Source organism: Mesorhizobium sp. WSM4871 (genome assembly GCF_055811295.1).
This window is the reverse complement of the sequence record NZ_JBVVPU010000004.1, coordinates 77,040-90,156: the sequence shown is the minus strand read 5'-3', so window position 1 is coordinate 90,156 and position 13,117 is coordinate 77,040. Positions and strand designations below refer to the sequence as shown.

Sequence of the window (13,117 nt, the reverse complement as noted above, 5' to 3'; positions counted from 1 at the left end):
AGATGCCGCTCGGGCTCCTGAAATACGGCTTCAGCCGGGACTATCCGGTCAGCGGCGACATTCCCGCAACGCCGGACCTCAAGCCCTCCTACGACGTGGTCATCGTCGGTGGCGGCGGCCACGGACTGTCATGCGCGCATCACCTTGCGAAATACCATGGCATAAGCAGTGTCGCGGTCATCGAGAAGGGTTACCTTGCCGGCGGTAACACCGCGCGTAACACCACGACGATCCGCTCGAACTACATCACCCCCGAAGGCATCGCCTTCTACAAGGAAGGCGTCGAGCTGTTCGAGATCCTGTCGCAGGAACTCGACTTCAACGTCATGTTCTCGCAACGCGGTCAGCTGACGCTGGCGCACACGGAGGCGACCCTGCGCAGCTTTCATGCACGCGCCGAGATGGGCAAGCATCTGGGTACGCGCACCGAAGTTGTCGACCAGAAGGCGGTCGAGGAACTCGTCCCAACCCTGAACATGGATTATGGCGGTTCGCTCGAAATCCTCGGCGGGCTTTGGCATGCCGACGGCGGTACCGCCAGGCATGATGCCGTTGCCTGGGGCTATGCCGCGCAGGCGTCGCGACGCGGCGTCGAGATCCACCAGCGGACCGAAGTGGAAGGCTTCGAGGTCGTCGGCGACCGGGTCCAGGCCGTCAAGACGAACAGGGGCCGTATCGCCTGCGGTCAGGTGCTGATTGCGACCGGCGGGATGAACTACGACGTGGCACTGATGGCCGGCGTCGAGCTTCCCATCCGCTGCTATCCGCTGCAGGCCATGGTGACGCAGCCGCTCAAGCCGTGGCTGCACACGCTGGTCTCCTCCGTCTCATTGCACACCTATCTGGTGCAGTCCTCGCGCGGCGAAGTCGTCATCGGTGGCGGGTCCGATCCCTACCAGCTCTACTCCACGCGCTCGACGCTTGACATGAAGGAACACCTCGCCGAGGGCGCCGTGCACCTCTTCCCGTTCTTGCAAGGCGTGCGGCTGCTCAGGCAATGGGCCGGGATCACCGACATGACGCCGGACTACAGCCCGATCATGGGTGCCAGCCCACTCGCCAATCTGTGGCTTGATTGCGGATGGGGGACATGGGGGTTCAAGGCGACGCCCGTCGCCGGCAAACGCATGGCGGAGACGATCGCCAAGGGGCGCGTGCCCGACATCCTCAAGCCCTTCGCGCTCGAGCGGTTCGAAACCTTCCAGCTGCTCAATGAAATGGGCGCGACGGCGGCGAGCCACTGACCATGAAGGTGCTGATTTGCCCGATGAACGGCCCGCGCAACATAGACGAGTTCCAGTCGTTCGGACCCGTCCGCTCCGAGCCGGCCCCGGACCGAACCGCCGATGCCGACTGGTCGCGGCATCTGTTCCGCGCCGAAAACCGCAGGGGCATCGTGCTCGAGTGGTGGCGCCACGTGCCAAGCAATTACTTTTTTCTGGCCGAGCGCGATCTCGTCACCAATGAAGTCATCCGGACATTCGATCCGTCCGAACGCCGGGACCAATCATGAACCGGCTGCCTGCGCCCTGGGGAAGCCGGATCGATCGAAGCCGTCCCCTACGCTTCAGCTTCGAAGGCAAGGACTTCGAGGGGTATGCCGGCGACAGCATCGCCAGCGCGCTCGCAGCCTCCGGACAATGGGTGCTGTCACGCTCCTTCAAATATCATCGGCCGCGCGGCATCCTCTCAATGACCGGCGCCGACGCCAACACGCTGGTGCAATTGCCGTTCGAGCCGAACGTCGCCGCAGATCGCACGCCGATCAGCGAAGGGTTGCAAGTCAGCGCGCAGAACGTCAACGGCACGCTCGAACGCGACCGCGACGCGATCATCGACAGGCTGGGACGGTTTCTGCCGGTCGGCTTCTACTACCGCACCTTCATGGGGCCGCGCCGCGACAGCTGGCTGAAATTTTGGGAGCCGATGATCCGCCGCAAGGCCGGGCTGGGCGTGGTCGACACCAAGGCCCCACACCGGCATTTCGACAAGACGCACCTGCACTGCGATATCCTGGTGGTCGGCGCCGGTCCGGCTGGGCTGAATGCGGCAATCGCTGCCGCCGAGGCGGGCGCGGATGTCGTGCTCTGCGACGAGAACCCGGAGATCGGCGGATCATTGACCTATGGCCGGCACGATCCGGCCATGCTTGCCGACCTGTCTTCCAGGCTGCGGGCATTGCCCAATCTGCGCCTGCTGACCGGGACCGTCTGCAACGGCTGGTACGAGGACAACTGGCTGCCCTTGATCCAGGGCGACCGGCTCTATCGCACACGGGCGCGCGCGGTAGTCCTGGCCACGGGCTCGATCGAGCAACCCGCCATCTTCCGCAACAACGACCTGCCGGGCATCATGCTCGGCGGCTCGGCGCAGCGGCTGATCCGCCATTACGGCGTGCGCCCTGGACAAAAGGCCGTGGTGCTGGCCACCGGCGATGAGGGCTATTGCGTCGCGCTCGATCTGGTTGAGGCCGGCGTCTCGGTAAAACTGGTTGCCGATCCGAGATCCGGCGGCGAGACAGGCACCTTCGAAGCCGAGTTGCACGGCAAGGGCGTGGCCATCCGGAAGGCCGTGACGATCGAAGCCGCCCACGGGATCGCGGGAAATCGTCACCTTGCTCGGGTTCGTGTCGGCGGGCGCTGGATCGAGTGCGACCTGCTGGCTGTCTCGGCCGGCCAGGTGCCCGCCTGGCAGCTGCCTTGTCAGGCTGGAGCAAAAGTCGGCTATGACGCCGCTAGCGGCTCGATGATGCTCAGCCTGCCGAAAGCGCCGGTCCACCTTGCCGGCTCTGTCGCTGGAGACAGCGATCTACAGGGCGCGATTTCCGGCGGCCGGCGCGCGGCCTTGGCCGCACTTTTGGGGCTCGGCCACGCTGTTGTGGAGGACAGAATAATCACCAGGCCGATGGCTGCCAGCCCGATCCATGTGCTACCGATCGTTGCCGATCCGAAGGGCCGCGACTTCGTTGATTTCGACGAAGATCTGCAGGTCAAGGATCTGCAAAACGCGGTCAAGGAGGGTTATCGCGAAATCGAGCTGGTCAAGCGTTTCACCACGGTCGGCATGGGCCCGAGCCAGGGTCGCCATTCCGCGCTGGCAACAGCGAGGATCGTTGCCGAGGCGACCAACCGCGCGGTCGCCGAAGTCGGCGTCACCACTGCCCGCCCGCCGGTCGGACCGGAGACGCTTGGCGTGCTTGCCGGCCACCGCGAACCGCTCGAACGGCGCACCGCACTGCATGCCAGGCATTTGGCGCTCAACGCCGTGATGAAGCCGGTAGGCGCATGGTGGCGGCCGTATTTCTATGGCGATGCCCGCGCGGCCGAAAAGATGATCCGCGACGAGATCACGGCGGTGCGGCAAGGGGTCGGCCTGCTCGACGTGTCGACGCTCGGCAAGCTGGAACTGCGCGGGCCCGATGCCGGCGAGTTCCTCGACCGCCTCTACACCATGGCGCATGCAAACCAGCCTGTCGGGCGTGTGCGCTATGGCCTGATGCTCAACGAGATGGGCTCGGTGGTCGACGATGGCGTCGTCTACCGCATGGCCGACGACCGGTTCTATGTGACCGCCACCACGGGTGCGGTGGCGCGCGTCTATGCCGACATGCTGTTCTGGAACGCGCAATGGCGCTTGCGGGTCGACGTGCTCAACCTCACCGGCGCGTTCTGCGGCCTCAATGTCACCGGGCCGAAAGCGAGGGCCGTGCTTGAAGCGCTGAAGAGCGACATCGATTTCGGGCGCGAAGCATTTCCCTATGTCAGCGGCCGCGAAGGCGTCATCGCCGGCGCGCCGGTGCGCGTCATGCGGATCGGTTTTACCGGCGAACTGAGCTACGAACTGCATTGTCCGTCCAGTCTCGCGCCCGCCCTTTGGGACGCGGTGATGACTGCGGGCAAACCGTACGGCTTGAAGCCTTACGGTCTCGAAGCCTCGCGCATCCTTCGCCTGGAGAAGGGGCACATTCTGATCGGCCAGGACACCGATGCGATCACCACGCCGGACGAGCTCGGCTTTGGCTGGGCCGTCTCGAAGAAGAAGCCGTTCTTCGTCGGCAAACGGTCGGTCGAGATGCGCGCAAGGCTGGGCCAGTCGCGCAAGCTCGTCGGCCTGCGATTTCCGGCCGATGCCAGGGATCTACCCGGCGAAAGCTGCCTCATACTGCGCGGCAATGCTCCCGTCGGACAGATCACCTCGATCGGCTTCTCGCCGACGCTCGGCTGTGTCATCGCGCTCGCCTACGTTCATATCGCCGACTCCACGGAAGGGAGCCTGGTGACGGTGAAGTGCCGGAACGGCAATCTGGTAGACACACCGGTGGTTGCTCACGCTTTCTTCGACCCCGCCAATGCACGGCAGGAGATGTAGATGGCGGCAAGTGCGGTGTTTCCCTTCATGGCCGGCGGCGCGGCGGACGGCACGAAGCTGCCCACTGGTGCGTTGGCGCTGGGCGACCTGACGGCCAGTCCGCGTTTTGGCCTGAAGGGCGGCGGCGGTGCTGCCTGGCTCACGGCGCACGGCATCTCCTTGCCTGCGGTCAATCACATCGGCGCGTATCACGGCATGCGGATCCTGCGTCTCGGCAACGAGGACATCCTGCTGCTTGCCGAAGGTGCCGGCGAAGCGCTTGCCGAACTCAAAGCCGCATGGGCGAACGATGCCGGGCCGAAAGGCTATTCGTCATGGCGCGAGGAAGGCTGGGCATGGCTGCGTCTCTCTGGTCCGCATGCGCCGCAAGCAATGAGCCGCTTATGCGCCCTTGATCTCAGAGCCGATAAATTCGGGGTCGACGACATTGCGCAAACACGCGTCGGCCACATCGAGGCCGTCGCATTCCGCTCGCAAGCAGGTTTCGATGTACTGTTCGACGTCACCGCATCGGCCTACTTCGCCAGGACGGTAGCGGCGGCCGCCAGACACTGCACGGATTTTCTGATCGATACGGAAGGACACACATGACCCGCCCACAAGGAACCATCGCACCGATCCTGACGCCGTTCGAAAACGATGGCCGCATCGCGCGCGATCTCTGGATATCGCATTCCAAATGGGTGCTGGGCCAGGGCGTGCATTTCCTGTCGCCGTTCGGCACCACCGGCGAGGCGCTGTCGCTGTCCTTGGGCGAGCGCATGCAGGCGCTGGAATGGCTGATCGAGGCCGGCATCTCGCCAGGCCAACTGATGCCCGGCACCGGCGTCACCGCCTTGCCGGAAACCGTCGAACTGTCGGCGCACGCCGTCGGGCTCGGGTGCGCCGGGGTGATGGTGCTGCCATCGTTCTTCTACACAGCTGCCGGTGACAGCGGCCAGGCCCGCTACTACGGCGAACTGATCGAGCGGGTGGCAAGCCCTGCGATGCGGATGATCCTCTACCACATCCCGCAGAATTCCGGTGTGCCGGTGAGCCCCGCTTTGACCGCGCGGCTGAGCGAGGCATTTCCCGACACCGTCGTCGCCTACAAGGACAGTGCCGGCGACTGGAACAACACGGCCGCGGTGATTGCCGCGGCTCCGAAGGTTGCGGTCTTCCCAAGCTCCGAAGCACAGCTGACCAAGGGGCTTGCCAGCGGAGCGGCAGGCTGCATCTCGGCCACCGTCAACCTCAACGCCGCCGCCATCCGGGCCCTCTACGACGCAACGATCGCAGGAAAGGACGTTGCCGAAGCGGATGCCGCGATCAAGGCGTTCCGCAAGATCATCCAGGATGCAGGCCTCATCCAGGCGATGAAAGCCGTGCTGGCGGTACGCTCCGGCGACAGGCGCTGGCTGAACCTGCGCGCGCCACATGAGAATGCAACGCTGGAAGGCGGCGAGAAGCTGCTCGCCGCGCTCGGCCCATCGGCCGATCACATTGGCCGGAGCTGAGAGCGACACCATGTCGGCTGACCCGTCCGTCATCCTGCACACCGACCGGCCGGCGGCGGCGTTGGCCGTGCTCAAGGAGACGCATCCGGACCTCACGGTGCAAGCCTGCGACAGCTACGCCGCTCTCCCCGAGTTGATCGGGCGCGTGGCGGCGGAAGTGGTTTACTCCGTGCGCTTCGACGGCACACCGCGCTATCCGCGCCAGGCCCTTGTCGACAGCCCAACGGTGAAGTGGGTCTCGGTCGGCGGCTCCGGCACCGATCATCTCGGACGTTGGGACCCGGAACGGCTGACCGTCACCAATTCCGCGGGCGTCGCCGCGGGCATGCTGGCGGAGTACGCGCTCGGCGCCATGCTGTCCTTCTCGCTCGACCTGCGCGGCTTTGCGCGCCGCCAGCAGGTGCGGCAATGGGGCGGCGGCCGCGTCGAGCCGATCGAAGGCAAGACTGTACTCATCATCGGCCTCGGCAAAACCGGCGAGGCCGTCGCCAAACGGGCGCGGGCGATGGGTATGGGCACGCTGGGTATCCGCGCGCACCCCAAGCCGACGCCATGCCTGGACGAGGTTCATGGGGTTGACGCGCTGCTGCCACTCATCGGTCGCGCCGATTTCATCATCTGCTGCGTGCCTTTGCTGCCGACCACGCGCGGCCTGCTTGGCGAGGCAGCCTTCGCAGCGATGAAGGCGTCCGCCGTCCTCATCGACGTTTCGCGCGGCGGCGTCGTCGAGGAAGCAGCACTTCTGGCTGCGCTCGATGCCAGACGGATCAAAGGGGCGGTACTCGACGTCTTCACGACCGAGCCGCTGCCGGCCGACCATCCCCTGTGGAGCTGCGACAATGTCGCCATCACGCCGCATTGCGCGGCGGTCTATGACGGCTGGGACATCACGTCGGTGCGCATGTTCGCCGACAATCTGAAGCGCTACCGCAGCGGCATGCCGCTGCAGAACGTCGTGAACCCAGAGCGCGGCTACTGAGCCGGGAGGGAAGAGTTTGATGACGCAGGACAGGCGCGGCGGCGGCCGCAGATCGAAGCTGGGACGCAGCGGCGGCGGCATCACGCAACTGCCTTGGCAGCATGTGGAGAACCCCTACCCGCCGATGCAGCTGCTCGACGAAGAGCGGATGGAGCGGCTGCATGATACGTCGATGCGCATCCTCTCGGAACTCGGCATCCGCGTCATGAGCGAGCGGGTGATGGATCTGTTCGCCGCAGCGGGTGCCATCGTCGATCGCGACGAAAAGACCATCAGGATCGACGAAAGCCTGGTGCGCGAGGCGCTGCGGGCGGTGCCGTCGTCCTTCACGCTGACCAGCCGCAATCCGGAAAAGCAGGTGCATCTGGGCGACAATTCGCTGGTCTTCGGCCTGGTCGCCGGGCCGCCCAACGTGCATGACCGCGTCAACGGCCGCCGCCAGGGCAACCTGCACGACTACCAGAATTTCATCCGGCTGGCGCACCACTTCAATGCCATCCACATCATCGGCAACCAGGTGGTGGCGCCGATGGAGCTGCCGGCCAATTCCCGTCATCTCGACACCTACTACGCAAACCTGACGCTGAGCGATCTCTCCTTCCACTGCACGGCGATCGGCCGCGCCCGGGCGATGGACGGGATCAACATGATGGCGATCGCACGCGGCATCAGCGTCGAGGCGATGCGGGCCTCGCCCGGCGTGACGACGATCATCTCGATCAACTCGCCGCGGCTGTTCGACGACGCCATGGCCGAGGGCCTGATCGCGATGGCCGAGCACGGCCAGCCTGTAACCGTCACCCCCTTCACGCTGATGGGCGCGATGACGCCGGTAACGCTTGCGGCGGCGCTTTGCCAGCAGAATGCCGAAGCGTTGTTCGGCGTGGTGCTGACCCAGCTCGTCAATCCCGGCACGCCTGTGATGTACGGCGCCTTCACCTCGAACGTCGACATGAAGTCGGGCGCGCCGGCCTTCGGCACGCCGGAGAACGCCAAGGCCAACATCATCGCCGGCCAATTGGCGCGGCGCTACAATCTCCCCTACCGCACCTCGAACGCGAATGCCTCGAACGTGGTCGATCTGCAGGCCGCCTACGAGACGGAAATGGCGACATGGGGCGCGGTGCTGGGTGGCGCCAATCTGATCTACCATGCGGCAGGCTGGCTGGAGGGTGGGCTGACGGCGTCCTATGAAAAGCTCGTGCTCGACGTTGAGATCCTGCAGAACATGATGGAGTTCCTGCGCCCGCTGCCGTTCCAGGAGGACGATCTGGGTTTCGAGGCGATCAGGTCCGTGCCGGCCGGCGGCCATTTCTTCGGCGCCGAGCACACCATGTCGCGCTACACGACCGCCTTCTACCAGCCGATGCTCTCCAATTGGCAAAACCACGGCGCCTGGGAGGAAGCCGGCGGCAAGGATGCGCTCGAACGTGCGACAGAACTCTGGCAACAGGCGCTGCATGATTACCAGGAGCCGGCCTTGGACCCGGCGATCCGTGAAGAACTCGACGCCTATGTCGCGCGCCGGCGCGAGGAGATCGCCGCCAATCCGGAAGGCTAGAGCATGATCCCGAAAAGTGGGAACCGGTTTTCTCGGACAAACGGTTTCCGTTTGTCCCGAGATCATGCTCCAACAACCCGAGATCATGCTCCAACAAAAAGAGTTGAAAATCTGCCCGATGCACTATGACCTCGTCATCCGCCACGCGACGCTGATCGCCGGCGACGGCTCGAAACGCTTCGAGGCCAACATCGCCGTCACCGGCGACAGGATCGCCGCCATCGGTCGGCTGGACGACGCCACTGGCAGCGAGGAAATCGATGCCAGGGGCAAGGTCGTGGCGCCGGGCTTCATCGACGTCCACACCCATGACGATGGCGCGCTCTTGGCGCCACGCGGCATGGACCCGAAGATCAGCCAGGGCATAACGACGGTGATCGCCGGCAATTGCGGCGTCAGCCTGGCGCCACTGCTGCTCGACAGAACACCGCCGCCGCCCTTCACGCTGGTCGGCGGTCGGGAGAGTTTCCGTTTCGACCGTTTTGCCGACTATGTGGCAGAGCTCAAGCGGCGCGGCATCGCCACGAACGCGGCTCTATTGGTCGGCCACACCACACTGCGCCAACGCTGCATGCCGGTGACCGACCGTCCGGCCAACGAGGCGGAGACGGCGGCGATGCAGGAAGCCGTGGAGCAGGCGATGGCCGAGGGCGCCTTCGGCCTCAGCACCGGGCTCGACTATCCGCCGGCGGTCAACTCTTCGACCGAAGAGGTCAAGGCGCTCGCCGCGACGGCCGCCGGCCTCGGCGGCCCCTATGTCACCCATACCCGCAACTATTTCGAGACGATGGACGAGGCGATCGAGGAAGCCATCGACATTGCCGATCATGCCGGCGGCAAGCTGTTCATCTCGCACCATCAGTGCACCGGCCGCGCGAATTTCGGCAAGAGCCGTCCGTCACTGGAAAGGATCGACCAGGCGCGCCAGACGATGGACATCGGCATGGATGTCTATCCCTATGCAGCGAGTTCGACGGTGCTGCGGCTGGAGCGCTGTGACACGGGCCTGAAGATCCTCGTCACCTGGTCCGATCCGCATCCTGAAATGGCGAGGCGCGAGATCGCCGACATCGCGCGCGAATGGAATTGCAGCGAGCGCGAGGCGGGCCAGCGACTGCTGCCGGCCGGCGCTGTCTATTTCCAGCTCGACGAGACCGACGTGCGCAACATCATCGCCCATCCGCGCACCATGATCGGTTCGGATGGCCTGCCGCACGACATCCACCCGCATCCGCGCCTGTGGGGCACGTTTCCGCGTGTGCTCGGGCACTACGCCAGGGATGTCGGCCTGTTCAGCCTGGAGGAGGCCGTATTCCGCATGACCGGCCTGCCCGCGCGGGAATTCGGCATCCAGCACCGTGGGCTTCTGGCGGAAGGCAATTTCGCCGACCTCGTCGTCTTCGATCCCGAGACGATCATCGACACCGCCACCTTCGAGGAGCCGCGCCGGCCCGCCGCCGGCATCGAGCATGTCTTCGTCAACGGCGTATCCGTCTGGCGCGGCGGCAGGACGACCGGGGCGCTGCCGGGCGCGGTCCTCAAGCCCTCGGCTTCGAAGACGATTGTCAGAGGCGCGTGCGGCTGCGGCATCGATCACAGAGCCTCGTAAATCCGGTCTACCGTTTCAAGCGTGTAGGCGAATTCCACCGGCCGCGTGCAGCGCCAGCCGTCGAAGGGCTGGCCGTCGAGTGCCTTCAGCGCCTCGGGCAGGCGCAGGATGCCGCCGCCATAGAGCCGGTTCGCCATGTCGAGCATGCCGGTGCGGTGCATGGCCTCGGTCATGCTGCCGCAGGCATCCTTGACCAGCCAGACCCTGAAACCTTGATAGACCGCGTCGAACACGCTCTCGGTCACGCAGCTGTCTGTCAGCACGCCGGTCACGATCAGGTTCTCGACCTTGAGTTCGGCAAGCCGTTTTGAAAGATCGGTGCGGCGAAAGGCGCTCGGCCAGTGCTTGTGGATGACGGTATCGCCGGGCAACGCCGCCACTTCGGCGCAAATGTCGGCGCCATCGCTGCCGGCCACGGCGGAGCGGAATTCCTCGGTGAGGACCTCGTCTTGTCTGGCATAGCCGTCGCGTTCCTCCGGCTTCACCCAAGCCTGGGCATGGATGACGGGCACGCCTGCGGCACGGGCTACTGCGATTAAGCGGGCGGCATTGGCGAGCACGGCGTCATAGCCGACGACCGGCCAGGCCGCACCGGGGCGGTATTCGTTCTGCAGGTCGATGACGAGCAAGGCGGTCGTGGTAAGGTTCATGGCTGTCCCAGGGGATTGTCGAAGTCGGTGACGAAACGAAGAAGCAGACGGATCGCTTGATCGAGATCGGCTATCTCCATCGCCTCATGCGGGTTGTGGCTGCCATTCTCGTTGCGCACGAAGATCATGGCGGTCGCAATGTCGGCGCCGGCAAAGGTGGCCGCGTCATGCCCCGCTCCGCTCGGCACATGCGGCATTGGCATTTGCAGCTCGTTGGCAGCGCGGTCCAGCCTCGCAATCAGCGCCGGCGTCATGGTCGCCGGCTCCCAGGTGAAGCGCGGCCCGGCCTCGAAGCGCACACCACGCTTGGCGCCAATTTCGGTGAAGAGCGCGTGCAGCCTTGCCTCGATCCGTTCCAGAACGGCGGCCTCGGCGCTGCGCACGTCGAGCGTGAAGCGAAGCTCGCCCAGGACGCGGCTGCCGCCGTGCTGGCTCGGATCGGATTCCACCCGACCGAAGGTGATGGTGGCTTCGTGGCCTTCGCGCTCGAGCGCGTCCCATTCCGCTTCGAGGCATGCGACCAGATCGGCAAAGCCGAGCACGCTGTCATGCCGGGCAAAGCGCGGCTCGGCGCCGGAATGTGCGTAAGCGCCAAAGCACTTCGCATCGAGATAGCGCAACCCGCCGGCAATGCCGGTGACGACACCGACTGGCGCACCGGATGCGACAAGGCGCGGTCCCTGCTCGATATGCACTTCGACGAAAGCCGCGATCCGGCCGGCATCGATGCCCGGCACACCGCGCCGCACGGCATCAGGGTCGAAGCCCTCCTCCAACATGTGATCGGCAAGCGTGCGTCCGCTGTCCGACCGCGTCGCTTCCAGCGCTGCCGGCTCCAGCAGGCCGAGTGCGGCCTGGCTGCCGGGATAGGACAACGGAAACCAGACCGCTTCCTCGGCCCGTGTCGCCAGCACGATCAGATTGCGCGGCAATTGGATGCCTTGCCCGACCAGTTCGGCCATCACGGCCAGCCCCGCCACGACACCCGCGGCGCCGTCGAAATTGCCGCCATGCGGCACGCTGTCGAGATGCGAGCCGATGACGATCGCCGGCAGGTCGGAGTTGCGGCCTTTCAGCGTCAGATAGAGATTGCCGGCGGCATCGGTGCGCGCCGTGGCGCCGAGCTTCTCCGCTTCGTCGCGCACGAGATCGTGGGCGAAGCGCTCACCGGGCCCGTAGGCGACGCGCGTGATCCCCGGCGCGTCGGTGGTGGCTTGCGCAAGCCTCCCTAGCAGGTCCCCGGCCAGCCTGCCGCCGGCCGTGAGTGCGGCATTGCTCATGAAGGAACCTGCCTGACGTGAGACTCGAGGCCGCGCAGCCGGTGCGGCGTGAGATCGTCCGTGGACACGCCCTGCCTTGCGACATCGTCTGGAAAGCCCTTGCCCGCGATCAGGCTGGCACAGACGCGCGACAGAGCCGGCGAGGTCTTGATGCCATAGCCGCCCTGCCCGGCCAGCCAGATGAAATCCGGGACCTCGTCATCGGGTCCGACCACCGGCGACCCATCGGCGACGAAGGTCCGCAAGCCCGCCCATGAGCGCGAAACACGATGCACCTCGATCGTGGTGGCTCTTTCGAGGCGCTCGGCGCCGATCGCGACATCGATGTCTTCCGCATAGGCATCCATCGGCACAGAGGGCGTCGCATCCGCCGGCGAGACGAACAGCTGCCCTGCATCCGGCTTGAAGTAGAACTCGGCACCGACATCATTGACCAGCGGCCAGTCGGTGATGTCGACATTGGCGGGTGCCGGGATGTTGAAGGCGGTGCGGCGCTTCGGCTGCAGGCCGATCGGGCGCACCCCGGCCATGATGGCGATCTCGTCGCCCCATGCGCCGGCGGCGTTGACGAGCGTTGGCGCAAGGAACGTTCCCGCTGGGGTTTCGACCCGCCATTGGCTCCCTTGCCGTCCAATCGCCCTGACGCCGGCATTGGTGACGATGCGCGCGCCGCGCGCGCGGGCGCCGCGCAGATAGCCTTGATGCAGGCCGTTGACGTCGATATCCATCGAATGCGGTTCGATGTAAGCGCCGGCGAGATAGTCCGCGCGCAGCACCGGCACGCGCGCAATCGCCTCGGCTTGGGTCATGGCGACGATCGAGGGGACCAAAGCCTGCGCGGTCTCCAGATCCTTCCGCAGCAGATCGAGCTGATCGGCGCGCGCCACGGTGATCATGCCACGTTTGCTAAGGAGCGGATAATCCGAGAAGCCAGCCGGCGGTTCGGTCAGGAAAGATCGGCTCGCCAGCACGATACGACGGATGATGCCGTTGCCGTAATTTTCGGTGAAGCTCGCCGCCGAGCGACCGGTGGTGTGGTAGCCGCAATGGCTTTCCCGCTCGAGCACGACCACCTTGGCAGAGCGGGAAATCTCGAAGGCGGCGCCGGCGCCGGCAATGCCGCCGCCAATGATGATGATGTCGGTTTCCTCGGCGGCACTCATATCGGCCCGTC

General features: G+C 65.5%; 11 protein-coding genes. 8 read left to right on the top strand and 3 right to left on the bottom strand.

Annotated features, from left to right (window positions below):
• Nucleotides 1-2: 2 nt before the first annotated feature.
• From AC0L2H_RS09695 to AC0L2H_RS09660, 8 genes are all read left to right on the top strand, one after another.
• Nucleotides 3-1,244, top strand: coding sequence for an FAD-dependent oxidoreductase (locus tag AC0L2H_RS09695; protein WP_473589991.1), 1,242 nt, complete (start codon nucleotides 3-5; stop codon nucleotides 1,242-1,244).
• Nucleotides 1,245-1,246: 2 nt separating this feature from the next.
• Complete coding sequence (locus tag AC0L2H_RS09690; protein WP_473589990.1) at nucleotides 1,247-1,513, top strand: sarcosine oxidase subunit delta; 267 nt, start codon at nucleotides 1,247-1,249, stop codon at nucleotides 1,511-1,513.
• A complete protein-coding gene (locus AC0L2H_RS09685) occupies nucleotides 1,510-4,368 on the top strand; it encodes a 2Fe-2S iron-sulfur cluster-binding protein (RefSeq protein WP_473589989.1) in 2,859 nt (952 codons plus the stop codon). The genes AC0L2H_RS09690 and AC0L2H_RS09685 overlap by 4 nt, the downstream gene beginning before the upstream one ends.
• Nucleotides 4,369-4,959 carry a hypothetical protein gene (locus AC0L2H_RS09680; protein ID WP_473589988.1) on the top strand — a complete coding sequence of 197 codons (591 nt, stop codon included), beginning with the start codon at nucleotides 4,369-4,371 and terminating at the stop codon, nucleotides 4,957-4,959.
• Nucleotides 4,956-5,864, top strand: coding sequence for a dihydrodipicolinate synthase family protein (locus AC0L2H_RS09675; protein WP_473589987.1), 909 nt, complete (start codon nucleotides 4,956-4,958; stop codon nucleotides 5,862-5,864). The genes AC0L2H_RS09680 and AC0L2H_RS09675 overlap by 4 nt, the downstream gene beginning before the upstream one ends.
• Nucleotides 5,865-5,874: 10 nt before the next feature.
• Nucleotides 5,875-6,843, top strand: a complete 969-nt coding sequence (locus tag AC0L2H_RS09670) for a D-2-hydroxyacid dehydrogenase (RefSeq protein ID WP_473589986.1) — start codon at nucleotides 5,875-5,877, stop codon at nucleotides 6,841-6,843.
• 19 nt (nucleotides 6,844-6,862) lie between these two features.
• Entirely contained in the window at nucleotides 6,863-8,404 is a 1,542-nt protein-coding gene (locus tag AC0L2H_RS09665) for a trimethylamine methyltransferase family protein (RefSeq protein WP_473589985.1), read from the top strand.
• Between the two features lie 85 nt (nucleotides 8,405-8,489).
• The gene (locus AC0L2H_RS09660; protein ID WP_473589984.1) at nucleotides 8,490-10,013 is read left to right on the top strand and encodes an N-acyl-D-amino-acid deacylase family protein; all 1,524 of its coding nucleotides are present in this window, start codon (nucleotides 8,490-8,492) and stop codon (nucleotides 10,011-10,013) included.
• Here the strand turns inward: AC0L2H_RS09660 and AC0L2H_RS09655 are convergent.
• Genes AC0L2H_RS09655 through AC0L2H_RS09645 form a run of 3 tightly spaced genes read right to left on the bottom strand, consistent with a single transcriptional unit; the run spans nucleotide 9,998 to nucleotide 13,106 of the window.
• On the bottom strand, nucleotides 9,998-10,663 hold the full coding sequence (locus tag AC0L2H_RS09655) for a cysteine hydrolase family protein (protein ID WP_473589983.1): 666 nt from the start codon (nucleotides 10,661-10,663) through the stop codon (nucleotides 9,998-10,000). The two genes, AC0L2H_RS09660 and AC0L2H_RS09655, sit on opposite strands and share 16 nt — an antisense overlap.
• On the bottom strand, nucleotides 10,660-11,943 hold the full coding sequence (locus tag AC0L2H_RS09650; protein WP_473589982.1) for a Zn-dependent hydrolase: 1,284 nt from the start codon (nucleotides 11,941-11,943) through the stop codon (nucleotides 10,660-10,662). The genes AC0L2H_RS09655 and AC0L2H_RS09650 overlap by 4 nt, the downstream gene beginning before the upstream one ends.
• Nucleotides 11,940-13,106, bottom strand: coding sequence for an NAD(P)/FAD-dependent oxidoreductase (locus AC0L2H_RS09645; RefSeq protein WP_473589981.1), 1,167 nt, complete (start codon nucleotides 13,104-13,106; stop codon nucleotides 11,940-11,942). Before AC0L2H_RS09645 ends, AC0L2H_RS09650 begins: the two co-directional genes overlap by 4 nt.
• Nucleotides 13,107-13,117 lie beyond the last annotated feature (11 nt).

What these genes read in the sequence shown, in the direction of transcription:
- AC0L2H_RS09670 (WP_473589986.1), top strand. Translation starts at nt 5,875, where the DNA reads ATGTCGGCTGACCCGTCCGTCATCCTGCACACCGACCGGCCGGCGGCG.
- AC0L2H_RS09665 (WP_473589985.1), top strand. Translation starts at nt 6,863, where the DNA reads ATGACGCAGGACAGGCGCGGCGGCGGCCGCAGATCGAAGCTGGGACGC.
- AC0L2H_RS09655 (WP_473589983.1), bottom strand. Translation starts at nt 10,663, where the DNA reads ATGAACCTTACCACGACCGCCTTGCTCGTCATCGACCTGCAGAACGAA.
- AC0L2H_RS09680 (WP_473589988.1), top strand. Translation starts at nt 4,369, where the DNA reads ATGGCGGCAAGTGCGGTGTTTCCCTTCATGGCCGGCGGCGCGGCGGAC.
- AC0L2H_RS09660 (WP_473589984.1), top strand. Translation starts at nt 8,490, where the DNA reads ATGCTCCAACAAAAAGAGTTGAAAATCTGCCCGATGCACTATGACCTC.
- AC0L2H_RS09650 (WP_473589982.1), bottom strand. Translation starts at nt 11,943, where the DNA reads ATGAGCAATGCCGCACTCACGGCCGGCGGCAGGCTGGCCGGGGACCTG.
- AC0L2H_RS09645 (WP_473589981.1), bottom strand. Translation starts at nt 13,106, where the DNA reads ATGAGTGCCGCCGAGGAAACCGACATCATCATCATTGGCGGCGGCATT.
- AC0L2H_RS09675 (WP_473589987.1), top strand. Translation starts at nt 4,956, where the DNA reads ATGACCCGCCCACAAGGAACCATCGCACCGATCCTGACGCCGTTCGAA.
- AC0L2H_RS09685 (WP_473589989.1), top strand. Translation starts at nt 1,510, where the DNA reads ATGAACCGGCTGCCTGCGCCCTGGGGAAGCCGGATCGATCGAAGCCGT.
- AC0L2H_RS09695 (WP_473589991.1), top strand. Translation starts at nt 3, where the DNA reads ATGCCGCTCGGGCTCCTGAAATACGGCTTCAGCCGGGACTATCCGGTC.
- AC0L2H_RS09690 (WP_473589990.1), top strand. Translation starts at nt 1,247, where the DNA reads ATGAAGGTGCTGATTTGCCCGATGAACGGCCCGCGCAACATAGACGAG.